The sequence below is a fragment of the Pseudomonas sp. NPDC089743 genome (assembly GCF_044748785.1).
Classification (GTDB): domain Bacteria; phylum Pseudomonadota; class Gammaproteobacteria; order Pseudomonadales; family Pseudomonadaceae; genus Aquipseudomonas; species Aquipseudomonas putida_X.
Genome location: NZ_JBIVGS010000006.1, coordinates 155,716 through 178,720, shown reverse-complemented (window position 1 = coordinate 178,720; position 23,005 = coordinate 155,716). Strand labels below are relative to the sequence as shown.

The window sequence follows — 23,005 nt, the reverse complement described above, 5'->3', positions numbered from 1 at the left end:
CCGTAAGCGGCAAGATCGTTCCCCTGCCGGGCGAGCTTATGCCGTGCGCCCGGTTACCGGAATAGCCCAGACGCCCTATTTTCCCGGTTTAGTTGACTGGCATGGCTTTTGCCCCTGTCCCTGGCGCTTTCAAGACTTCCAGGGAGAAGGAGGAAACACCGTGATCACACTCAATGGCTCAGGCTGGGGGCCCGCGCTCCAGCAGCAGAACCGTATCAACATTGAACAGCCTCTGGCGCAGGTGCTGCCCCTGCGTGCGCCGCTGGCCGCCAGCAACACCACGTCGCAACAGAACAGCCAAGGCAGCACGTCACAGCAGAATGCCGAGGACGCCCGCGAAGAAGCCTTCGCCAAGCTCAAGGTGCTGCTACAGAACCCTGACCTTGCCGCACGCCAGCAGGCCGGCGCCAGCACCCAGGAAACCAGCAGCGCCACGCAGGACTTCCGCGACTACATGGCCAAGACCCCCGAGCAGAAAATGCAGGAAAAAGTGCTCGCTGAACTGGGCATGACGCCAGAGGAATTCGAGGCGCTGCCACCGGAACAGAAAGAAAAAGTCATCGCGCAAATAGCGCAGCGCATCAAGGAAGATATCGCGCTAAAGACCCAGGCTAAAGTGGAGGAACAGGCAGTGCGTGCCCAGCAGGTTCGCCAGGGCACGGACATTGCCGCTTCACAGGGCAAGGATGAACGCGAGAAGGCCTTGGAGGCCGTCCAACGCTGAGTACAAGGCCACCCGTGACCGGGGTGGCCTCACGCCAGCAGCAACAGCGCCTCTTCCACCGCAACCACCCGTGGGTTGCCCACCGCACCCGGCTGCCGCCATGCCGCGATGCCGCGATGCCGCGATGGTCAAGCCGAGCGGCACCGGCTGACCGATTGCCACCACCCGCTCGAAGCCTCGGCGCGGCTCGGAGTGTTGCCGGACGCGCAGGCCGGGGTCGACTGGAGCAACCCGCAAATACCCGCCGCAGTCGTCGCCGGCCTGGTGGCCTGGCGCACGCGCAGCACGTTGCTGACCCTGGGCGTTGGCATGGCGACGCTATGGGTGTTGAAGTATCTGGGTCTGTAGGCGTGGTGCCAAAATGATAGGGCATCAATCGACGCTGGCACGCCGTATAATCGCGCCTCCCAGAAATCCGATGATGCTTTCTCATGAAGAAACTGCTGTACGTCGTAACCCTCGCCCTCGCTGCCATCCCCGCCGCCTTCGCCAATCCCCCCGCAACGTTTACCGAAGCCAAGGTTGTCGCCAAACAGAAGATCTTCCTCGACCAGGCAAACAGCCCAATGGGCGAACTGTACTGTGGCTGCAAATGGAAGTGGGTCGGCAAGTCCGGTGGCCGTGTCGACGCCAAGTCCTGCGGCTACGAAACCCGCAAAGTGCAGACCCGCGCCGAACGTACCGAATGGGAGCACATCGTGCCGGCCTGGACGTTTGGCCACCAGCGCAAATGCTGGCAGAACGGTGGTCGCGAGCATTGCGTCAATGAAGACCCGACCTTCCGCGCCATGGAGGCGGACCTGTTCAACCTTTACCCGTCTGTGGGTGAAGTGAACGGTGACCGCAGCAATTTCAACTACGGCATGGTTTCCGGCGTTGAGCGCCAGTATGGACAGTGCACCACCAAGGTCGACTTCCAGCAAAAAACCGCCGAGCCGCGTGACGAAGTCAAAGGCCTGGTTGCGCGTACCACGTTCTACATGTTCGACCGGTACAAGTTGAGCATGTCGCGCCAGCAGCAGCAGGTGCTCATGGCCTGGGATAAACAGCACCCGGTGTCGGCATGGGAAAAGCAGCGCAATCAGCGCATCGCCGCGATCATGGGGCACTCGAACCCCTTCGTCACCGGCGAGCGTAAATGGACGCTGGGCTACAAGCCTGTCGGGGCGATGGACGTGGTAGCTTCGGCTCCCGCGAAAACGGCTGGGAGAGATGTCGGCAAGCCGACCCTGGCGAATGCGCCAGCTGACGGTGCGATCATTGGCAACCGTAACAGTCACGTGTACCACCTGGCCAGCGGTTGCCCCAGCTACAGCCAGGTCGCTCAGAAAAACCAGGTAGCCTTTGGCAGTGAAGCAGAAGCGCAGCGTGCAGGATACCGCAAGGCAGGGAACTGCAAGTAGGCGTATGGAGCGAGAGAAGATATGGCGTCCCAGGCAGGATTTGAACCTGCAACCTTCCCCTTAGGAGGGGGATGCTCTATCCAATTGAGCTACTGAGACACGAGAACCGGCAGCGAACGCTGCACAGCTGGACGGCGAGCATGTTAACCAGCGGGCAGCCGTTTGTCATGCATCTATCGGGCTTTTTGCACGTAGGGCTTTTCGGAGGCTTGTGTCAAACGGGCACCCCGTGCTGACGCAGCAGGTCCATCAATGTGCTGACCGCCGTGGCCAGTGGCCCTGAATTGTCCAGCACATGCACGCGGGGATCGGGGCAGGACTGGAGCCTGGCGCTGCGCGCCAGGCGCTGATCGATCTCTTGCGCTGCCTCCCTGCCCCGGGCAACCAGGCGCGCGCGCAACACCGCTGGGTCAACCTCCAGGCGCACTGCCAGCAGGCTGGGGTAGCGCCTGCGCGCCTCGGGCAGATAGCCACGGGAACCGTTGACCAGCACCGATCGCCCTTGCGCGAGCCAAATGTCCACTTGCTTGGGTATGCCGTACTCCAGGCCGTTAGCTTGCCAATGCATGGCAAACTCGCCTGCCGCACGCATCGCTTCGAAGCGCTGTGGCGTGACGCTCTGCGCCGCCTCACCGGTGGCCTCTGCAGAGCGTGTGATCACTCGCCGGGCGATTTCCACACCGGCGGCAGCCAGTTGTGAGCGAGCGGCCTCGATCAGAGAATCTTTTCCCGAACCGGAAGGGCCTATCAAATAAATCAGGCGACCCGAGGCTTTATCGTGGGAGCTTGCGTCATGTTGCATAGCCACTATGCTCTATGGAAGGAAACCCGCGCATTTTAAGGGTTTTCTCTACCCTTTGCCGCGTTTTACGGGTTTTTGACGGCAGAGGGCTGACGGTAAGGCGATCCTGGAAATGCAAAACTTTTCCAACCAGTACTCATTTCTGATAATTGGTACTGGCAAAAAGCCTTTACCGAGATCACTATTTGTCACAGAATTGACGCCAAGGAAACGGCGACCTTGAGGCAAGATGAGCACCAAATTTTCCAGGCGGTTGAACATTTTGTCGTCGCCACGGTCGTACCAGCATCCCGTGCGGCCAATTTGTGAACCGCTTCCCCTGAACCAAAAACCGGTTAATTTATATGCGCCCAATGAAACAGGCTATTTATTCGAGCCGCACCGCTGACAAGTTTGTCGTCCGCCTGCCAGACGGAATGCGTGAGCGCATTGCCGAGGTAGCGCGCAATCATCACCGCAGCATGAACTCCGAGATCATCGCACGCCTGGAGCAGAGTCTTATCCAGGAAGGTGCGCTGGGCGACGAGCTGAGCATGCGCCTGGACAGCCCCGAACTGTCCCTGCATGAGCGCGAGTTGCTGCAACGCTTCCGCCAGTTGTCCCACCGACAGCAGAACGCGCTGGTCGCCCTCATCGCTCACGATGTGGAAATGGCAGCCGACGCCTCCTGAGGCGCGCAGCAAAAATAAAAAAGCCAGCGTAAGCTGGCTTTTTTTTGGGTTGTTCACTGGTCGGTGGCGATCCGGCCGGGCACATGCCTTGATCGCCCTGGCGGCCTGGGTATCCAGCGCCGCACGGGCGGCGCATACACCTGCACCATCACAGCAGGAACAGCGTAGCCAGCCCCAGGAAGATGAAGAAGCCACCACTGTCGGTCACGGCCGTGATCATCACGCTGGACCCCATGGCAGGGTCGCGCCCCAGGCGCGTCAGGGTCATCGGGATCAATACCCCCATGAGCGCTGCCAGCAACAGGTTCAATGTCATGGCCGCAGTCATGACCAACCCCAGTGACCAGCTGTCATACAGCCAGAACGCCACAGCACCGATCACCCCACCCCAGATCAGGCCATTGAGCAGCGACACCGCCAGCTCTTTGCGCATAAGGCGGCTGGTATTGCCTGGCGACACTTGGTCCAACGCCATGGCGCGAACGATCATGGTAATGGTCTGGTTGCCGGAGTTGCCGCCAATACCCGCCACGATCGGCATCAGCGCCGCCAGGGCCACGAGCTTCTCGATCGAGCCCTCGAACAGGCCGATCACCCGCGAGGCCAGAAACGCAGTTATCAGGTTGATCGCCAGCCAGGCCCAACGGTTGCGCAATGAACGCCAGACCGAGGCGAAGATGTCTTCCTCCTCGCGCAGACCCGCCATGTTGAGCACTTCGCTCTCGCTCTCTTCACGAATCAGGTCGACCATCTCATCGATGGTCAAACGGCCGATCAGGCGGTCGCTCTTGTCCACAACTGGCGCCGAAACCAGGTCGTAACGCTCGAAAGCCTGCGCAGCGTCGTAGGCATCTTCGTCGGGGTGGAAGGACACCGGATCAACCGCCATGACCTCCGCGACCTTCTTGTCCGGGTCGTTGACCAACAGGCGCTTGATCGGCAACACACCTTTGAGGATGCCGTCGTAGTCGACCACGAAGAGTTTGTCAGTGTGGTTGGGCAGCTCTTTGAGGCGGCGCAGGTAACGCAGAACCACTTCCAGGCTGACGTCTTCACGGATGGTCACCATCTCGAAGTCCATCAGCGCACCGACCTGCTCCTCGTCGTAGCTCAACGCCGAGCGCACGCGCTCACGCTGTTGGGCATCGAGGCTTTCCATAAGCTCGTGGACGACATCACGCGGCAATTCCGGCGCCAGGTCCGCCAGCTCGTCGGCGTCCATTTCCTTGGCCGCAGCGAGGATCTCGTGATCGTCCATGTCAGCGATCAGCGATTGACGAACCGAGTCGGAAACCTCAAGCAAGATGTCGCCGTCACGATCCGAGCGCACCAGCTGCCAGACCGTCAGGCGGTCTTCCAGGGGCAAAGCTTCGAGGATATAGGCGATATCTGCGGGGTGCAGGTCGTCGAGCTTACGCTGCAACTCGACGAGGTTTTGACGGTGGACGAGGTTTTCCACCAGGTCGTGGTGATGACCTTCCTGACGATGGGTCAGGTCTTCAACGACGCGCTGGCGCTGCAACAGCTCGACCACCTGGGCCAGGCGATCCTGCAGGCTCTCTTGCGCTTTCTTTACTTCTACTTCAGTCATAGGCGAACTCCACTCCCAGCAGCGGAGCACGCCGGGGGAATCAATCGGTCAGATCAGGCTGTAAGAATCTTGTTAACGAGTAACTACTGGGTAAGTCCATGGTGGTATTCCACAAGCCCCGGCGGGGCTGACGGGCGCAATCATACACTGCCTAAGCTGTCAGATCGCTTAAATTTTTGGCCAGAACAATCGTTTGCGCGATAAAGCTATGACAACGCTCGAAGCCATGTGTGCGACGGCACGAGCCAGCGAAAAAACACATGCGGCGCAAAGAAGTGTCGGGCGGGTTGATTTTCAGTCTAGCGGGCATCACTGATAAATCAGTGAACGGCGCACAACAAAAAGCCCGCTCAATTGAGCGGGCTTCTTGATATGTGGCGGACTCAGGAGGATTCGAACCTCCGACCGCTCGGTTCGTAGCCGAGTACTCTATCCAGCTGAGCTATGAGTCCGTGGTTGGTAGTTTTAGGCCAGATTACCACTGGTTGCTTGAAGCAGCTTTGTAAGCAAAGCCACTTCAAAAGTGGCGGACTCAGGAGGATTCGAACCTCCGACCGCTCGGTTCGTAGCCGAGTACTCTATCCAGCTGAGCTATGAGTCCGTAGTTGGTAGTTTTAGACCAGATTACCACTGGTTGCTTGAAGCAGCTTTGTAAGCAAAGCCACTTCAAAAGTGGCGGACTCAGGAGGATTCGAACCTCCGACCGCTCGGTTCGTAGCCGAGTACTCTATCCAGCTGAGCTATGAGTCCGTGTCTTGCCGCGCATTATAGGTCGCTGAAACATTTTTGCAAGAACTTTTTCGTTTAAATTCAACGACTTAGCGTTCTTACCGATTACAGCGCCCTAAGCGAATAATGGCGGTGAAGGGGGGATTCGAACCCCCGATACCCTTATGAGGTATACTCCCTTAGCAGGGGAGCGCCTTCGGCCACTCGGCCACCTCACCGCAACACGAGGCGAATATTAAACAGGCTCTTCCTCGTTTGCAACCCTTTTTTTGAAAAAAACTTCAAAAAAATTAAAGGCTTGGCTCCTCATCCTTCTCTTTCTTGATCCGCAGGTAGATTTCCTCGCGGTGAACGGCCACTTCCTTGGGCGCGCTGACGCCGATACGCACCTGGTTTCCTTTGACGCCGAGCACCGTCACGGTGATCTCGCCATCTCCAATGATCAGGCTCTCGGCGCACCGACGAGTCAGAATCAACATAGCTTTCTCCTTACGCAAGACATTCAGGGATAACAGTCTGGGAACAACAGGGCCTGGCCGTGGACGACGACACAGGGCTCCGGAGCGCGTCACGCTGGCAGGACAGGGCCTGCGTGACGCGCAGAAACGCGAAGGGCGCGGCAAGCCGCGCCCCTCAAGGCAACGCCTTACTCGCCCTGTCGGGCCGGAGCGTCAAGCTCGAACGCGGTATGCAGCGCGCGAACGGCCAGCTCCAGGTACTTCTCTTCGATGACGACCGACACCTTGATCTCGGACGTGGAGATCATCTGGATGTTGATGCTCTCCTTGGCCAGGGCTTCGAACATGCGGCTGGCAACACCAGCATGGGAACGCATGCCAACACCGACGATCGACACCTTGGCGATCTTGGTATCACCGATCACTTCGCGGGCACCGATTTCACGTGCGGTGTTTTCCAGCACGCTGTGAGCCTTCTCGTACTCGTTGCGGTGCACGGTGAAGGTGAAGTCGGTGGTGTTATCGTGCGAAACGTTCTGCACGATCATGTCCACTTCGATGTTCGAAGCGCTGATCGGGCCGAGGATCTTGTAAGCGACGCCCGGGGTGTCCGGCACGCCGCGAATGGTCAGCTTGGCTTCATCACGGTTGAAGGCGATACCGGAAATGATCGGCTGTTCCATGGATTCCTCTTCATCAATGGTAATGAGGGTACCTGGACCCTCCTTGAAGCTGTGCAGCACGCGCAGCGGAACGTTGTACTTGCCGGCGAACTCCACCGAGCGGATCTGCAGCACCTTGGAGCCGAGGCTGGCCATTTCCAGCATCTCTTCGAAGGTGATCTTCTCCAGGCGGCGCGCCTGTGGCACGACGCGCGGGTCGGTGGTGTAAACGCCATCGACGTCGGTGTAGATCTGGCACTCGTCAGCCTTGAGCGCGGCCGCCAGGGCCACGCCCGTGGTATCGGAGCCGCCGCGGCCCAGGGTGGTGATGCTGCCGTGCTCGTCGACGCCCTGGAAACCGGCTACAACCACCACGCGCCCGGCCTTGAGGTCGGCGCGAATCTTCTGGTCGTCGATCTGCAGGATGCGTGCTTTATTGTGCGCGCTGTCGGTGAGGATGCGCACCTGGTTGCCGGTGTAGGACACCGCCGGCACACCACGCTTGATCAAGGCCATGGCCAGCAGGGCAATGGTGACCTGCTCGCCGGTGGACACGATCACGTCCAGCTCACGCGGAACCGGCTGATCGGTGATCTGCTTGGCCAGGTCGATCAGGCGATTGGTTTCGCCACTCATGGCCGACAGCACAACCACCAGGTCGTCGCCCGCTTCACGGTGTTTCTTGACCTTGTCGGCAACCTGCTCGATCCGCTCGATGGAACCGACAGAGGTACCGCCAAATTTCTGTACGATCAACGCCATTTCAATGGTGCCTCAGCCCATACCGGGCCTCAAAAAAACCATCCAACATGGAGGGGCCGATGACTAGACCATCGGCCCCTCCATCTCAAAGTCCCTGCTCTGCGAACGGCACGGCCAGCGCCAGGGCCTGGTCCAGCGCAGCGACGTCGACGCCACCGCCCTGAGCCATGTCCGGACGGCCACCGCCCTTGCCACCCACTGCCGCAGCGGCTTGTTTCATCAGGTCACCAGCCTTGAGTTGGCTGGAGAGGTCTTTGGTCACGCCGGCCACCAGCACGACCTTGCCCTCATGCTCGCTGCCCAGCAGGATCACTGCGTGGCCGAGCTTGTTCTTCAACTGATCGACCAGGGCCAACAGGGCCTTGCCATCCTGCCCATCCAGGCGGGCGGCGAGGACCTTGGCACCCTTGACCTCAACAGCCGCATTGGAGAGATCGTCCCCTGCGGCGCTGGCGGCCTTGGCCTGCAGCTGTTCCAGCTGCTTCTCAAGCTGACGGTTGCGCTCGAGCACAGCCGACAGCTTGTCGATCAGGTTGTCACGGTTGCCCTTGACCAGCTGCGCGGCTTCCTTGACCTGCTCTTCGGCAGCGTTCAGGTAGGCCAGTGCAGCAGCGCCGGTCACCGCTTCGATACGGCGCACGCCAGAGGCCACGCCGCCTTCGCTGATGATCTTGAACAGGCTGATATCACCGGTGCGCTTGGCGTGGATACCGCCGCACAGCTCGACGGAGAAATCGCCACCCATGCTCAGCACGCGCACGGTATCGCCGTACTTCTCGCCGAACAGGGCCATCGCGCCCTTGCGCTTGGCGGTTTCGATATCGGTAACTTCAGTTTCCACCGGCGTGTTCTTGCGCACTTCGCGGTTGACGATATCTTCCAGCGCCTTGATCTGCGCAGGCGTCACCGCCTCGAAGTGGCTGAAGTCGAAACGCAGACGCTGGCTGTCGACCAGCGAGCCCTTCTGCTGCACATGCTCGCCCAACACCTGGCGCAACGCTTCGTGCAGCAGGTGCGTGGCCGAGTGGTTCAGCGAGGTAGCGTGCTGCACCTCGGCATCGACCTTGGCTTCGACCGGAGAACCGATCAGCAGCGCGCCGCTGGCGACCACGCCATGGTGCAGGAAAGCGCCGCCGGTCTTGGTGGTGTCTTGCACGTCAAAACGCACGGCGCCGGACTGCAGGTAGCCGGTATCGCCGACCTGGCCACCGGATTCGGCATAGAACGGGGTGCGATCCAGCACCACCACGCCCTGCTCGCCCTCGCCCAACTGGTCGACTGACTGGCCGTCCTTGTACAGGGCAATGACCTTGCCCTGACCTTCGGTGGCGTTGTACCCGACGAAATCGGTGGCGGTGTCGACCTTGACCAAGCTGTTGTAATCCATGCCGAAGGCACTGGCCGAACGGGCACGCTCACGCTGGGCATCCATCTCGCGCTCGAAGCCCGCTTCATCGATGGTCAGCTCGCGCTCACGGGCGATGTCGGCGGTCAGGTCCATCGGGAAGCCGTAGGTGTCGTAGAGCTTGAACACCACGTCACCCGGCACGACGTCGCCCTTGAGCTGGGCAAGGTCCTGCTCGAGGATGCGCAGGCCCTGTTCGAGGGTCTTGGCGAACTGTTCTTCTTCGGCCTTGAGCACGCGCTCGATGTGGGCCTGCTGGCTCTTGAGCTCGGGGAACGCCTCGCCCATCTCGGCAGCCAGGGCTGCGACGATCAGGTAGAAGAAGCTGCCCTTGGCACCCAGCTTGTTACCGTGACGGCAGGCGCGACGAATGATGCGGCGCAGCACGTAGCCACGGCCTTCGTTGGACGGCAGCACGCCGTCTGCGATCAGGAAGCCGCAGGAGCGGATGTGGTCTGCCACGACTTTCAGCGAAGCCTGGCCGTCGTTGCTGCAGCCGATGGCCTTGGCCGCAGCGCTCAGCAGGTTCTGGAACAGGTCGATCTCGTAGTTCGAGTGCACGTGCTGCATGACCGCACTGATGCGCTCCAGGCCCATGCCGGTGTCCACCGACGGCGCTGGCAGCGGGTGCAGCACGCCATCGGCAGTACGGTTGAACTGCATGAAGACGTTGTTCCAGATCTCGATGTAGCGGTCGCCGTCTTCTTCCGGGGAACCGGGTGGGCCGCCCCAGATATCGGCACCGTGGTCGTAGAAGATCTCGGTGCAAGGGCCGCACGGGCCGGTATCGCCCATGGTCCAGAAGTTGTCGGAGGCGTACGGGGCGCCTTTGTTGTCACCAATGCGCACCATGCGCTCGGCCGGCACGCCGACTTCCTTGGTCCAGATGTCGTAGGCTTCGTCGTCACTGGCGTAGACGGTGACCCAGAGCTTTTCCTTGGGCAGGTTCAGCCACTTGTCGGAGGTCAGGAAGGTCCAGGCGAAAGTGATCGCATCGCGCTTGAAATAGTCGCCGAAGCTGAAGTTGCCCAGCATCTCGAAGAAGGTGTGGTGACGCGCGGTGTAACCGACGTTTTCCAGGTCGTTATGCTTGCCACCGGCGCGCACGCACTTCTGGCTGCTGACCGCACGGGTGTAGGCGCGCTTCTCGGCACCGAGGAAGCAGTCCTTGAACTGGTTCATGCCTGCGTTGGTGAACAGCAGGGTCGGGTCGTTGTTCGGAATCAGCGAACTGGAGGCGACTCGGGTATGGCCCTGCTCTTCGAAGAAGCGAAGGAAGGCTTCACGGATTTCTGCGCTTTTCATAGGTTCTTCCACGGAAACGACGGCCCCTGGGGGCAAACGCGTCGACGAAACGACGGCAAAGGGCCGCATTATATCGGTCCTGCAATCTCGGTGCAGTGTGTTTATGCGATGCAAAACGTCGATTGGACGGCTTTTGAAGCGCGTGCAAACGAAAATGACATGACCGGATGCTAAATGCAGGCTTTTGCCGCTGGCAAGCCTATTACCGCTCAAGGGAAGGGAAAATGGAACAGGCGGTGAATTAAATGATTGTCATGGGCAAGGTTCAGCGACGACCGGCCTTGGCAGAAGCGCCCTTTGGCGACAACAAGGCCGCTCCTGCCAGGCACTGCGCAAACTCAGGCCAGACGCTGCCCTGAATCCGGGACGATGAGAATCCCGGCGCGCAGCCCGTTCTTGACCTTGGGGTTGGGGAAGATGATCCGCGCCCCCTCCTCCTCCACCACCCAGCGCATTTCAGCCAGGTCCTCGGCCAGCAGATAACCTTTGCTCAGCTCGGAGAAGTTCTCGATATCCGCCGGCAGATGCAGGCGAAAGCCCTCACTGTGCTTGATGATCTCGCGAGCCACACTGAACAGTTTAAGACCATCGAGCGACTCCCCGGCCTCAGGCTCATCGCCTTCGATGATCTGGATCAGGCGCTGCTCCAGCTTGTCGAGGTTGACCTGCTCGTTCTGCCCGAACGGCCGCGCCTTGCCCAGCTCCAAGGTAAATGCTTCGGCATCCAGTTGCTCATAGGTGAACGCACTGAAGGTGATCGATGACTTGCTCTGCAGCAGCACCGCCTCCATGCCTGCAGCAGCCAGCCGAGCCAGCTCACGGCGGGAATGCTTGCGCCCCTCTTTATAGGGGTAAAGGGCAAACTGCTCTATCTTGGAGCCACGAATGGCGGTGTGCAGGTCGTAATGCAGACGGGTACGCTCAGACTTGCTGAAGAACACCCGGGCGAACTGCTCAAGCTCCGCGGCACGCAGTGCCTCGAAACCACTGGAAAGCTCGTGACGACCATTGAACAGGCGGTTGATGTCCTGCTCGATGAAGCGCTCGCCCTTGCGGATCGCCGCTGGGTTGCCGAACAGGAACATCACACGCGAACGCGGCTTGATCTTGCCATTGGCCACGCCGTGCAGCAGCCGTTCGAGCAATTCGATCGGCGCTGTTTCATTGCCATGAATACCGGCCGACAACAGCAGGTCCAGCCCGCAATCGTCGCCTTCGGGCGGACGCACCTCGAGTGCGCCCTCCCCCAGCCAGCGTAAACGCACGCCCTTGGGTGTAACTTGGGTCTTCTCGGCCGGCTCGTGATCGGTCAGGGTCAGCTCAAGCAATTTGCCAAGGGCGAGCATAGGCGCTTCCTTAGTGGCCGTGGCCGCAGTCGGGGCCATGGACGTGGTCATCGTCTTCACCGACTTCTGCCGGCTCCATCTCCAGCTGCAGGCTGACCAGGTTGGTAGCCATCGGGCGCAGGAGCAGGTTGGCGTACTCGGTGTCGTTCTCATCGACGTCGACACCGATCAGCAATTGGCCACGGCCGTCTTGCTGAATCCACACTTCCTTGCCCTGCCAGACAACGGCAAAGCGGGTGCAGGAAGTTTCCAGCTGAGTGCCGTCTACATCTTCAAGGATCAGGCGCAGGGCGTCGGTCATTACAAAAGTCTCTCTTCAAGGTTGGCGTTGGAACGGATAGACCGAGCCCAACTTCAGAATCTGGGTCAACTCATCCAGCGCCGTACGGCATTCGAACAGCAACTGCGGGTCGGCAAGGTCCGCTTCGCCCAGGCGGTCGCGGTAGTGCTTGTCGACCCACTGCACCAGTGTGTCGTACAGCGGGGCGGTCATGATAACGCCTGGATTGACCGCCGCCAGTTCCGATTCCTTCAAAGCCACGCGCAAGCGCAGGCATGCCGGGCCGCCGCCGTTCTGCATGCTTTGCTTGAGGTCGAACACCTTGACCTCCTTCACCGCGCCACCCTGGCGGGTCAGTTGCTGCAAGTACGCCCAGACCCGCTCATTGTTGCGGCACTCCTCCGGCACCACCAGCAGCATCGAGCCGTCGTCGCGGCTGAGCAGTTGGCTGTTGAACAGGTAGGAACGCACCGCATCCTCTACCGCCACCGCTGCCCGTGGTACACGGATGGCCTGGAAGTTGCCACCCTTGCTGGCCAGTTTAGCTTGCAGCTGGCCAAGCACCGCGTCAGTCTCGAGGAAAGCATCTTCGTGGTAGAACAGCACCTCGCCATTGCCCACCGAAATCACATCGTTGTGGAATACACCCTGATCGATCACCGATGGGTTCTGTTGAGCGTAGACCACACCGTCATCGCTCAGACCGTGAAGCCGTGCCACGGCCTGTGAGGCTTCCAGGGTCTGGCGTGCCGGATACTTCTGCGGCGCGGGATAACGGCCGTCGAACGCGCTGCGACCATAGACGAAAAACTCGACGCCCGCCTCGCCGTAGCTGCGGCAGAAGCGCGTATGGTTGGCCGCGCCCTCGTCGCCGAACTGCGCCACGGCAGGCAGCGCCGGGTGATGGGCAAAGTGCTGCTCATTGCTGAACATGGCGGCCAGCACACGGCTGGTGGTCGGATGCTCGATGCTGCGGTGGTACTTGCAGTTGAGGTTGGCAGCGGTGAAATGCACGCGGCCATCAGCGGTGTCGGCGCTGGGGCTGACGGTGGCCGCGTTGGCCACCCACATGCTCGATGCCGAACAGCTGGCGACCAACAGCGGCATGGCCTCTTTGGCGGCGCGCCGGATCACTTCGGCATCGCTACCGCTGAAGCCCAGACGACGCAGAGCGGCCACGTCCGGGCGCTCCTGCGGCGCCAGCACGCCCTGCTTGAAGCCCATATCGGCCAGCGCTTTCATCTTGGCCAGGCCTTGGCGCGCCGCTTCACGCGGGTTCGAGGCCTGCTGGCTGTTGCTCTGCGAAGCCACGTTACCGTAGGACAGGCCGCCGTAATTGTGGGTAGGCCCCACCAGGCCATCAAAATTCACTTCATAGGATTTCATCGGCTAGGCTCCGTGACCTGTTGTTATAGGGTGACGCCCGGCGTCAGGGTCGCCGGCAGGGCAAGGCTGGCAGTCTCCAGCGAAGCCACGGGGTAAGCGCAGTAGTCGGCGGCGTAATAGGCGCTGGCGCGATGGTTGCCGCTGGCGCCTACCCCCCCGAACGGCGCGCTGCTGGCGGCACCGGTCAGTTGCTTGTTCCAGTTGACGATGCCGGCGCGGCTGCGCAGCCAGAAGTACTGGTAGCGGGCACGGGAGTCGGACAGCAGGCCAGCCGCCAGGCCGTACTGGGTGTTGTTGGCCTCATCGATGGCGGCATCGAAGTCCGCGTAACGAATCACCTGCAGCAGCGGGCCGAAAAATTCTTCGTCGGGCCGGTCGGTCACGGCAGTGACATCAATGATGCCCGGGGTCAGCAATGCGGCATCGGCCTGGGGCTGGGTCATCTCCAGCAACGGGGTGGCGCCTTTGGCGAGCAGCTCAGCCTGGGCCGCGATCAGCACCTGCGCAGCCTGCAGCGAAATGACCGACCCCATGAAAGGTGCCGGCTGCTGATCGAAAGCGCCGACCGTGATGCCTTTGCACACCTCGACCAACCGCGCGAGCAGCGCATCGCCCCAGGCGCCCTGCGGCACCAGCAGGCGGCGAGCGCAGGTGCAGCGCTGGCCAGCGGAGATGAACGCCGACTGGATGATCGTGTACACCGCCGCATCGAGGTCCTTGACCTCATCCACCAGCAATGGGTTGTTGCCGCCCATTTCCAGGGCAAGGATCTTGTCCGGACGGCCGGCAAACTGCTGATGAAGCAAGTTGCCGGTGCGGCTGGAGCCTGTGAAGAACAAGCCATCGATACCCGGGTTGGCAGCCAGCGCCACCCCCGTATCGCGCGCGCCCTGCACCAGGTTCAGCACGCCGGCAGGCAGGCCCGCGGCGATCCAGCAATTGACGGTCAGCTCAGCGACCTTGGGGGTCAGCTCGCTGGGCTTGAACACTACACAGTTACCCGCCAGCAGTGCCGGAACGATGTGCCCATTGGGCAAATGGCCGGGGAAATTGTAGGGGCCGAACACCGCCACCACTCCGTGGGGCTTGTGCCGCAGTACCGCGGTAGCCTCTGCCAGCGGGCCGCTTTTCTCGCCCGTGCGCTCGCGGTAGCTCTGTATCGAGATCGCGACCTTGTTGACCATGCTGCTCACTTCGGTAGCCGACTCCCACAGCGGCTTGCCGGTTTCTTCGCCAATGCAGTGAGCCAGCGCCTCGGAATGCTGCTTCAGCTGTTCGGCGAACTTTTCCAGTACGTCGATGCGCGCCTCCAGGCTCAGTTGCGCCCAGGCTGGAAAAGCCTGACGCGCAGCCTGTACGGCAGCCTCGACCTGGCCGGCATCGGCGCCCTGCCCTTGCCAGACAACGGCTTGCGTGACCGGGTTGAGCGACTGCAGGGCTTCACCCTGGCCGGCCTGCCAGCGGCCGGCGATGTAATGCGTGGTCATTTACTGGGCCTCCCGGCTTGCCGACAGCGGCACGGCGCGCACGTTGTCACCCGCGCCCATGCGCAGGCGCTTGGCGGTCAGCGGGTCGACCACCAGGGTGCCCGCCGCCAGGCGTGCGGGCGCGGCAGTGATACGGCAGTCATCGCGCTTGCGGTTATGGATGATGTAAGGGGTTGCGTCATCGCCAGGCGTACCCACGGCCAGAACCAAGGTCTGGCTCTCGCGTACGGCACGAATCTTCGAGGTTTCGCACTCGATGGCGGGGCCTGCGTCGAAGATGTCGACATACCCCTGATAGCTGAAGCCTTCCTGCTTGAGCATGGCCAGCGCAGGCTCGGTGTCGCTGTGCACACGGCCGATCACGCTGCGTGCGGCCTCCGACAGGAAGCAGGTGTACAACGGGAACTTGGGCATCAGCTCGGCAATGAACGACTTGTTGCCTACGCCAGTGAGGTAGTCGGCCTGGCTGAACTCCATCTTGAAAAAGTGCCGGCCAAGGCTCTCCCAGAACGGCGAACGGCCCTGCTCGTCGGACATGCCGCGCATTTCGGCAATGATCTTGTTGCCGAACAGTTCTGGGAACTCGGCGATGAACAGCATGCGCGCCCGCGACAGCAAGCGGCCATTGAGCCCAGAGCGGTGGTCACTGCGCAAAAACAGCGAGCACAGTTCGGAGTTGCCGGTCAGGTCATTGGCCAGGAACAGGGTGGGGATCTCGCGATAGATGTTCAGCTCCTGCGAGGCGCTGACGGTCAGGCCCACCCGGTAGTTGTACCAGGGCTCGCGCAGGCCGACGGCGCCGGCGATGGCACTGATGCCGACCACCAGGCCTTCGTCGTTCTCCAGCACGAACAGGTAGTCGGTGTCACCGCGCTCGGCTTCACCCCGGAAGCTCTTCTCGGCCCAGCCGACACGGTGCCCGAGGCGTTCCTCGTTGGCCGGCAAGGTGGTCAGCCCGGTGGTACCGGTGCTGCGTGCCAACTCGATCAGCGCAGGTAAATCGCTGCTGCGTACAGGACGAACGATCATGCTATCTCCTTGTGCGGCAGCTGTGGCTACCGCAAAACTCTCTGTTCCCAGGCCTCAGACCGCGACCAGGCGCACGCTGGCGCCCTCGCCCACACCCAGCGCCTCGGCAGCCTCGGCACTGAGGCTCACAGGCTTGCCCGGCACCCAGTCCAGCTCGACCAGCACCGCACGGTAATCCTGCAGTTGGCCGTTGCACACCAGGTACGGGCGCCCGCCCTTGGCCGGCAGCTCCTCGAGCTTGACCGGCACCACCCTGCTCTGGGCGATCGAGCGGATGCCCGAGGCACGCGCATGCAAGGTGGGGCCGCCATCGAAGATGTCGATGTAGTGCTCGGTCTCGAAGCCCTCACGCATGAGGATGTCGAACGTGATTTGCGCGCGCGGATGCACCTGGCCCATGGCCTCCTGCGCAGCGTCCGGCAGCAGGGGTACGTAGATCGGGTAATGCGGCATCAGTTCGGCGAGGAAAGTACGGCTCTTCAGGCCGCACAGGCGCTCGGCGTGGGCGTAGTTGAGGTCGAAGAAGTTGCGCCCTATGGCATCCCAGAACGGCGACTCGCCTTGCTCATCGCTGTAACCGACGATCTCGGTGACCACCGAGTCGGCAAAGCGCTCAGGGTGCGAAGCCATGAACAGCAAGCGACCACGCGAATTCAGCTCGGCCCAGCCACTGTTCACCAGTTCAGGCAGGACATAGAAGCTGGTCAGCAGGCTGTTGCCGGTGAGGTCATGGCACAGCGACAGCACGTGGATCTTGTTGTGGATCTTCAGCTCGCGGGAGGCGTGCACGAAGGTTTCGTTACGAAAGCTGTAGAAAGGCTCGGAGTAGCCTGCCGAGGCGACGATTGCCGAGCAACCGGCCAGCTTGCCGGTGACACTGTCCTCGAGCACGAAGAAGTAGCTTTCTTCGCCATTGAAACTGACTTCGGCAGCGAACGACGTTTCCGAGGCGGCTATCTTGTCGCCCAGACGGGCAGCGTCATCTGGCAGCGAAGTGACACCAACGGGGCTGTCTGCAGCCATGCGCTGCACTTCGTTCAGATCAGCCATTTGCGCGGGGCGCATCACCAGCATGGTGTCACTCCTTTGGAAAAACTGGCCGCTCTGGCGGCACGGAAAAACGGCGGGCGCGTGTTGAGTCTGCAAGCACGCGCCCGCACTGGGATTCTGCAATCGCCGGCCCGACGGGGCCGGCGAAGGGACCGCCGGCGAATCAGGCCTGGGTCAGTTTGGCCACAGCCCGCTCGAAGCGGTCCAGACCTTCATCGATATCGGCATCTTCGATCACCAGGCTCGGCGCGAAGCGCACCACGTCCGGGCCGGCCTGCAGCACCATCACGCCTTCTTTCTCGGCGGCATTGAGGATGTCCTTGGCCTTGCCCTGCCAGGCTTCGGTCAGCACGCAGCCGATCAACAAGCCGACACCACGCACCTGAGAGAACAGGCCAGCCTTCTGGCCGATCTGCTCCAGGCGCGCCTTGAAGCGCTCGTGCTTGGCTTTGATACCGGCCAGGGTTTCTGGGGTATTGATCACGTCCAATACCGCGCAGGCAACGGCGCAGCCCAACGGGTTACCGCCATAGGTGGTGCCGTGCGTACCGACCGCCAGATGCTTGGCAAGCTCAGTGGTGGTGAGCATGGCGCCGATCGGGAAGCCACCGCCCAGGCTCTTGGCGCTGGTCAGGATGTCTGGCGTCACACCGTAATGCTGATAGGCGTACAGCGAGCCGGTACGGCCCACACCCGTCTGCACTTCATCGAAGATCAGCAGGGCGTTGTGATCGTCACACAGCTTGCGGGCGCCTTCCAGGTACGCCTTGTCGGCCGGGACCACACCACTCTCGCCCTGGATCGGCTCGATCACCACGGCGCAGGTCTTGTCGGAAATCTGTGCCTTCAGCGCTTCCAGATCGTTGTAGGGCACATGGCTGATGCCAGTGATCTTCGGGCCGAAACCATCCGAGTACTTCGGCTGGCCGCCGACGCTGACGGTGAACAGGGTGCGACCGTGGAAGCTGTTCACGGCGGAGATGATTTCGTGCTTGTCAGGACCGAAGCGGTCATGGGCGACGCGACGGGCCAGCTTGAAGGCGGCCTCGTTGGATTCGGCGCCTGAGTTGCAGAAAAAAGCCCGGTCGGCAAAGGTGGCGTCGACCAGTTTGTGCGCCAGGCGCAGTGCCGGCTCGTTGGTGAAGACGTTGGAAACGTGCCAGAGGGTATTGGCCTGCTCGGTCAGGGCCTTGACCAGTGCCGGATGGCAGTGGCCCAAGGCATTCACCGCGATGCCGCCGGCAAAGTCGATGAGCTCGCGGCCCGACTGGTCCCACACGCGGGAACCCTCGCCTCGCACAGGAATGAAGGCCGCCGGAGAATAGTTGGGGACCATGACCTGGTCGAAATCGGCACGCTGCACCGGGGCTTGCTCAACGGACATCTGAGTCTCCTGAAGAGGAACGCTGGCCTGGAAGTGGCGAGCGATGGGGGGATTGTAAGGACTGATCTACGCCTGTCCTTGCGGCCAAGCGACAACTTGTTACAGCGCAAAACCCAGTTTTACCCAGGCTTTCGGCAATGCGACAAACACTGTCGCAATCGCGCAGTGTAACGGCAGAGCGGGACTGGGTGAACGGGTGTTCACATAAGAAGATACGCCGGCTGCACCGCCGCCCTCACCGGCAAGCCGGCCGCCACCGGACCGGCGGCAACCCGATCAGCCTGGACGCTGGCTTGCAGGCGACAGAGGCGCAGTGCACCGGGCAGCGTTCAGCCCTTTTCGGCAGGCGCCGAACTCAATTCGAAGGGGCTGCTGTTACGCCGCTGGTTACGGTCTTCCCGTGGCGTGGCGCCAAAGAAATTGCGGTAGGCACTGGAGAAATGCGGGCCGGAGGAGAAGCCACAGGAAAGGCCGATCTGGATGATCGATTTGCTGGTCTGCATCAGCATCTGCCGTGCCTTGTTCAGCCGCAGCTCCAGGTAGTACTGGCTAGGCACACGGTTGAGGTACTGCTTGAAGATGCGCTCCAGCTGCCTGCGCGATACGCACACATGCTGAGCGATTTCGTCGGTGGTCAGCGGCTCTTCGATATTGGCTTCCATCAACAGCACCGCCTGGGTCAGCTTCGGATGGCTGGAGCCGAGGCGGTTCTGCAGCGGAATGCGCTGACGCTCCCCACCCTCACGGATGCGCTCGACCACCAGCTCCTCGGAAACCGCACCCGCCAGCTCGGCCCCGTGATCACGTGCCAGCACCGCCAACAGCAGATCGGTCACCGCCATACCGCCGCAGGCGGTCAGGCGATCACGGTCCCAATCGAACAGATGGCTGGTGGCGATGACCTTGGGGAAACGCTCGGCGAAATCGTCTTGCCAGCGCCAATGCACCGCAGCGCGGTAACCGTCGAGCAGGCCGAGCATGGCCAACGGATACACACCTGCAGACAGCCCACCGATGATGCAGCCGCTGCGGGCCAGTTGCTTGAGCGCCGTGGACAGCGCCGACCCCAGTGCCTGGGGCAGTTCGTCAGCGAGCAGGAACAGCTTGTGACACCCCTCCAGGCGCCCGCTCCAGGGCTCGCCCGGCAGGCGCCAGGCGCCTTCCTGCGCAGGCTCGGCCTGGAGAAAGGCCAGCTCGTATACCACGTCAGGATGTACCCGCTGGGCCACCAGCAATACTTCCTCCGCCAGCGCCAACGTCAAGGGCTTGGTGCTTGGCCAGATGAGAAAACCGATTCGCTGGGTGGTCATAGGGTAAGGTCCGAAACCTGAAGTCGTTCGAGTCTGTGGCGCCAGGGCAGACTGCGCACTGCTGCGCAGCATGCCCTATTCTGGTGCAAAGGTGCAGCCTTTACTTCAGGCTGCCAGAGAGAAACTGCTTGAGCCGCTCCGATTGTGGGTTGACCAGCACTTCGCGCGGGCAGCCGGTCTCTTCGACCAGGCCTTTGTGCAGGAACACCAGCTGGTTGGACACTTCGCGGGCAAAGCCCATCTCGTGGGTCACCACCACCATGGTCCGGCCTTCCTGGGCCAGGGCCTGCATGACCTTCAGCACATCGCCGACCAACTCCGGGTCCAGCGCCGACGTCGGTTCGTCGAACAGCATCACCTCCGGCTCCACGGCCAGCGCCCGGGCAATCGCCACACGCTGCTGCTCACCGCCGGACATATGCCCCGGGAAAGCGTCCTTGCGATGGGCCACGCCCACCTTGGCCAGGTAGTGCTCGGCTTTTTCCAGGGCTTCCTTCTTGTTCACGCCAAGCACATGCACCGGCGCCTCGATGACGTTTTCCAGCGCGGTCATGTGCGACCACAGATTGAAGTGCTGGAACACCATCGACAGCCGCGAGCGCATGCGCTGCAGTTGGCGCGGGTCGGCAGCCTTGAGGGCGCCGTCCTTGCCGGCGACCATCTTCAGCTCTTCGTTGTTGAGCAGGATCTTGCCGGCGTGCGGCTGCTCGAGCAGGTTGATGCAGCGCAGGAAGGTCGACTTGCCCGAACCGCTGGAGCCGATGATGCTGATCACATCGCCTGCCTTGGCCGCCAGGGACACACCCTTGAGCACTTCATGGCTGCCGTAGCGCTTGTGCAGGTCTTGGACTTCTAGTTTGTACATGCTGTCGGTTCTCACAGAGCGTTCAGTGCTTGCGCGGCGCCAGGTAGCCGAGCCAGCGGCGTTCGGCCATCTTGAACAGGCGCACCAGGATGAAGGTCAGGCACAGATAGAACACGCCCGCCGTGATGTAGGCCTCGAAAGGCAGGTAATACTGGGCATTGACCGTACGTGCGGCACCGGTGATGTCGATCAGGGTGACGATCGACGCCAGGCTGGTGGTCTGCAGCATCATGATCACTTCGTTGCTGTACTGCGGCAGCGCCCGGCGCAAGGCCGAAGGCAGCAGGATGCGGCGGTACATCTTCATGCGTGACATGCCCATGGCCTTGGCTGCTTCGATCTCGCCATGCGGCGTGGCCTTGAGGCTGCCAGCGATGATTTCGGCGGTGTAGGCGCTGGTGTTGACGGCGAACGCCAGGCAGGCACAGAAGGTCGCACTGGAAAGCCACGGCCAGAAGATGCTCTGGCGCACCGCCTCGAACTGGGCCAGGCCGTAATAGATCAGGAACAACTGCACCAGCATCGGCGTACCGCGGATGACGTAGGTGTACAGCCAGGCCGTCATGTTCACCAGCGGCTGTTTGGACACCCGCATCAGGCCCAGCGGCACCGCCGCCAGTAAACCGAACAACAGTGACAGCGCCAGCAGCTTGAGCGTGGTCAGCAGCCCGCCGATATAAAGCGGCATGGCTTCCCAGATGACGTTGTAGTCGAAGATCATAGCTCAGCCACCTTGACGCCCACCGAGTAGCGCTTCTCGAGATACTTGAGCGCCAGCAGCGAGACACTGGTGAGCACCAGGTACAGCGCAGCCACCGCCAGGAAGAAGGTGAAAGGTTCGCGGGTGGCGTCTGCCGCCTGCTTGGCCTTGAACATCATGTCCTGCAGGCCCACTACCGAAATGAGCGCCGTAGCCTTGGTCAGCACCAGCCAGTTGTTGGTGAAGCCCGGAATCGCCAGGCGGATCATCTGCGGCACCAGAATGCGGAAGAACACCTGCCGCCCGCTCATGCCGTAGGCCGCGCCGGCCTCCGCCTGCCCCTTGGGGATACCAAGGAAGGCACCACGGAAGGTTTCCGACAGATAGGCGCCAAAGATGAAGCCCAAGGTACCGATCCCTGCCACCAGCGGATTCAGGTCGATGTAATCGTCATAGCCGACCAGCGGCGCCACACGGTTGATGATGTCCTGCCCGCCGTAGAAGATCAGCAGGATCAGCACCAGGTCCGGAATACCACGGATCACCGTGGCATACATATCGCCCAACCAGGCCAGCCAGCGCACCGGCGACAAGCGCAGCGCCACGCCAATCAGGCCGAGCACGATGGCCAGGGCCATCGACGACAGGGCGAGCTGCAGCGTCAGCCACGCCCCGTCGAGGATGACTGCCCCGTAGCCTTTCAACATGATGAGGTCCTCGACCTAGAGAATGAAAAATGGTGCAAACCTCAGAGCCTCTGCTGTTTGCACCATTGCACAGGTGAAACCCGACGTCTTACTTCGAGTCTGGACCGTAGATGTCAAAATTGAAGTACTTGTCCTGGATCGCCTTGTACTTGCCGTTGGCACGGATGGCGTCGATCGCGGCATTGATGCGCTCGGCGTTGGCCTTGTCACCCTTGCGCACGGCGATGCCGACACCGTCACCGAAGTACTTCACGTCGGTGAACGAGGGGCCCACGAAGGCGAAGCCCTTGCCAGCGTCGGTTTTCAGGAAGCCGTCTTCGAGCAGGGTGGCATCGGCCACGGTGCCGTCCAGGCGGCCAGCGGCGACGTCCAGGTAGATTTCGTTCTGGGTACCGTACGGCACCACGGTAGCGCCTTGCGGGGCCAGCACTTCCTTGGCGAAGCGGTCGTGGATCGAACCACGCTGCACGCCGATCTTCTTGCCCTTGAGCTCAGCCAGGCTGTCGCTCACGGCAGTACCTTCCTTCATCACGAGGCGAGCCGGGGTCAGGTAGTAGCGCTTGGTGAAGTCGACCGACTTCTTGCGGTCTTCGGTGATCGACATGGACGACAGAATCGCGTCGATCTTGCGCACTTTCAGTGCCGGGATCAGACCATCGAACTCCTGTTCTACCCAGGTGCACTTGGCTTTCATCTCTTCACACAGGGCGTTGCCGATATCGTAGTCGAAACCAGCGAGGCTGCCGTCGGGCTGCTTGAAGGCGAAGGGTGGGTAAGCGGCTTCGATACCGATTTTCAACGGTTTTTCATCAGCCTGCGACACCAGGGAAAACACGGAAAGCGCCAGGGCGCCAAGCAGTGCGAGCTTCTTCATCAGGTAACTCCATCGGTACGGGGCAATACAAGGCAGGAGTAACAACTGCCCGATATGCGAATGGGTACAACGCGA

22 protein-coding genes and 5 tRNA genes are annotated in these 23,005 nt (G+C 61.5%); 4 read left to right on the top strand and 23 right to left on the bottom strand.

Going from position 1 to position 23,005, the window contains the following annotated elements; translation table 11 throughout:
* The first annotated feature begins 160 nt into the window (after positions 1–160).
* The 3 genes from ACIPZC_RS13515 (at position 161) to ACIPZC_RS13505 (ending at position 2,127) form a co-directional block, all read left to right on the top strand.
* On the top strand, positions 161–724 hold the full coding sequence (locus tag ACIPZC_RS13515) for a hypothetical protein (protein WP_400627431.1): 564 nt from the start codon (positions 161–163) through the stop codon (positions 722–724).
* A 108-nt stretch (positions 725–832) separates the two neighbouring features.
* Complete coding sequence (locus tag ACIPZC_RS13510) at positions 833–1,072, top strand: AzlD domain-containing protein (RefSeq protein ID WP_400627429.1); 240 nt, start codon at positions 833–835, stop codon at positions 1,070–1,072.
* An 83-nt stretch (positions 1,073–1,155) separates the two neighbouring features.
* Positions 1,156–2,127 carry an endonuclease gene (locus tag ACIPZC_RS13505; RefSeq protein WP_400627427.1) on the top strand — a complete coding sequence of 324 codons (972 nt, stop codon included), beginning with the start codon at positions 1,156–1,158 and terminating at the stop codon, positions 2,125–2,127.
* Between the two features lie 22 nt (positions 2,128–2,149).
* On the opposite strand, the gene ACIPZC_RS13500 is transcribed toward ACIPZC_RS13505, so the two are convergent.
* From ACIPZC_RS13500 to ACIPZC_RS13490, 3 genes are all read right to left on the bottom strand, one after another.
* Positions 2,150–2,226: transfer RNA gene (locus ACIPZC_RS13500), tRNA-Arg, on the bottom strand.
* A 115-nt stretch (positions 2,227–2,341) separates the two neighbouring features.
* Positions 2,342–2,929 (bottom strand): phosphonate metabolism protein/1,5-bisphosphokinase (PRPP-forming) PhnN, encoded by a 588-nt coding sequence (phnN, locus tag ACIPZC_RS13495; protein ID WP_400627425.1) that lies wholly within the window; start codon positions 2,927–2,929, stop codon positions 2,342–2,344.
* Between the two features lie 48 nt (positions 2,930–2,977).
* Positions 2,978–3,190 carry a hypothetical protein gene (locus ACIPZC_RS13490; protein WP_349976548.1) on the bottom strand — a complete coding sequence of 71 codons (213 nt, stop codon included), beginning with the start codon at positions 3,188–3,190 and terminating at the stop codon, positions 2,978–2,980.
* Positions 3,191–3,273: 83 nt separating this feature from the next.
* Here ACIPZC_RS13490 and ACIPZC_RS13485 point away from each other — a divergent pair, with 83 nt between their 5' ends.
* On the top strand, positions 3,274–3,600 hold the full coding sequence (locus tag ACIPZC_RS13485; RefSeq protein WP_003254499.1) for an Arc family DNA-binding protein: 327 nt from the start codon (positions 3,274–3,276) through the stop codon (positions 3,598–3,600).
* A 148-nt stretch (positions 3,601–3,748) separates the two neighbouring features.
* Here ACIPZC_RS13485 and mgtE read toward each other — a convergent pair whose 3' ends face one another.
* The 20 genes from mgtE to ACIPZC_RS13385 form a co-directional block, all read right to left on the bottom strand.
* A complete protein-coding gene (gene mgtE, locus ACIPZC_RS13480) occupies positions 3,749–5,191 on the bottom strand; it encodes a magnesium transporter (RefSeq protein ID WP_267817799.1) in 1,443 nt (480 codons plus the stop codon).
* Positions 5,192–5,566: 375 nt separating this feature from the next.
* Positions 5,567–5,643 (bottom strand) — tRNA-Arg (locus ACIPZC_RS13475).
* A 72-nt stretch (positions 5,644–5,715) separates the two neighbouring features.
* A tRNA-Arg gene (locus ACIPZC_RS13470) sits at positions 5,716–5,792 on the bottom strand.
* A gap of 72 nt (positions 5,793–5,864) precedes the next feature.
* Positions 5,865–5,941 (bottom strand) — tRNA-Arg (locus tag ACIPZC_RS13465).
* A gap of 106 nt (positions 5,942–6,047) precedes the next feature.
* Positions 6,048–6,138, bottom strand: a tRNA-Ser gene (locus tag ACIPZC_RS13460).
* A gap of 72 nt (positions 6,139–6,210) precedes the next feature.
* On the bottom strand, positions 6,211–6,399 hold the full coding sequence (csrA, locus tag ACIPZC_RS13455; RefSeq protein WP_003254503.1) for a carbon storage regulator CsrA: 189 nt from the start codon (positions 6,397–6,399) through the stop codon (positions 6,211–6,213).
* Positions 6,400–6,566: 167 nt separating this feature from the next.
* Positions 6,567–7,802, bottom strand: a complete 1,236-nt coding sequence (locus ACIPZC_RS13450; RefSeq protein ID WP_400627422.1) for an aspartate kinase — start codon at positions 7,800–7,802, stop codon at positions 6,567–6,569.
* A gap of 85 nt (positions 7,803–7,887) precedes the next feature.
* Positions 7,888–10,512 carry an alanine--tRNA ligase gene (gene alaS, locus ACIPZC_RS13445; RefSeq protein ID WP_400627420.1) on the bottom strand — a complete coding sequence of 875 codons (2,625 nt, stop codon included), beginning with the start codon at positions 10,510–10,512 and terminating at the stop codon, positions 7,888–7,890.
* Between the two features lie 338 nt (positions 10,513–10,850).
* Positions 10,851–11,858 carry a succinylglutamate desuccinylase gene (gene astE, locus ACIPZC_RS13440; RefSeq protein WP_400627418.1) on the bottom strand — a complete coding sequence of 336 codons (1,008 nt, stop codon included), beginning with the start codon at positions 11,856–11,858 and terminating at the stop codon, positions 10,851–10,853.
* 10 nt (positions 11,859–11,868) lie between these two features.
* Positions 11,869–12,159, bottom strand: a complete 291-nt coding sequence (locus tag ACIPZC_RS13435) for a topoisomerase II (RefSeq protein ID WP_400627416.1) — start codon at positions 12,157–12,159, stop codon at positions 11,869–11,871.
* Positions 12,160–12,174: 15 nt separating this feature from the next.
* A complete protein-coding gene (astB, locus tag ACIPZC_RS13430; protein WP_400627414.1) occupies positions 12,175–13,524 on the bottom strand; it encodes an N-succinylarginine dihydrolase in 1,350 nt (449 codons plus the stop codon).
* A 23-nt stretch (positions 13,525–13,547) separates the two neighbouring features.
* Positions 13,548–15,011, bottom strand: coding sequence for a succinylglutamate-semialdehyde dehydrogenase (gene astD / locus ACIPZC_RS13425; protein ID WP_400627412.1), 1,464 nt, complete (start codon positions 15,009–15,011; stop codon positions 13,548–13,550).
* Entirely contained in the window at positions 15,012–16,040 is a 1,029-nt protein-coding gene (gene astA, locus ACIPZC_RS13420; RefSeq protein WP_349976545.1) for an arginine N-succinyltransferase, read from the bottom strand.
* A 54-nt stretch (positions 16,041–16,094) separates the two neighbouring features.
* The gene (aruF, locus tag ACIPZC_RS13415) at positions 16,095–17,114 is read right to left on the bottom strand and encodes an arginine/ornithine succinyltransferase subunit alpha (protein ID WP_039602670.1); all 1,020 of its coding nucleotides are present in this window, start codon (positions 17,112–17,114) and stop codon (positions 16,095–16,097) included.
* 139 nt (positions 17,115–17,253) lie between these two features.
* Positions 17,254–18,474, bottom strand: coding sequence for an aspartate aminotransferase family protein (locus ACIPZC_RS13410; protein ID WP_400627409.1), 1,221 nt, complete (start codon positions 18,472–18,474; stop codon positions 17,254–17,256).
* Positions 18,475–18,803: 329 nt separating this feature from the next.
* Complete coding sequence (gene argR, locus ACIPZC_RS13405) at positions 18,804–19,784, bottom strand: transcriptional regulator ArgR (protein WP_267817816.1); 981 nt, start codon at positions 19,782–19,784, stop codon at positions 18,804–18,806.
* A gap of 100 nt (positions 19,785–19,884) precedes the next feature.
* The gene (locus tag ACIPZC_RS13400; RefSeq protein ID WP_241804634.1) at positions 19,885–20,649 is read right to left on the bottom strand and encodes an ABC transporter ATP-binding protein; all 765 of its coding nucleotides are present in this window, start codon (positions 20,647–20,649) and stop codon (positions 19,885–19,887) included.
* Positions 20,650–20,671: 22 nt separating this feature from the next.
* The gene (locus tag ACIPZC_RS13395; RefSeq protein ID WP_241804635.1) at positions 20,672–21,370 is read right to left on the bottom strand and encodes an ABC transporter permease; all 699 of its coding nucleotides are present in this window, start codon (positions 21,368–21,370) and stop codon (positions 20,672–20,674) included.
* The gene (locus tag ACIPZC_RS13390) at positions 21,367–22,056 is read right to left on the bottom strand and encodes an ABC transporter permease (RefSeq protein ID WP_267817820.1); all 690 of its coding nucleotides are present in this window, start codon (positions 22,054–22,056) and stop codon (positions 21,367–21,369) included. The genes ACIPZC_RS13395 and ACIPZC_RS13390 overlap by 4 nt, the downstream gene beginning before the upstream one ends.
* Before the next feature lie 88 nt (positions 22,057–22,144).
* Positions 22,145–22,930 (bottom strand): ABC transporter substrate-binding protein, encoded by a 786-nt coding sequence (locus ACIPZC_RS13385; RefSeq protein ID WP_400627406.1) that lies wholly within the window; start codon positions 22,928–22,930, stop codon positions 22,145–22,147.
* Between the last annotated feature and the right edge of the window lie 75 nt (positions 22,931–23,005).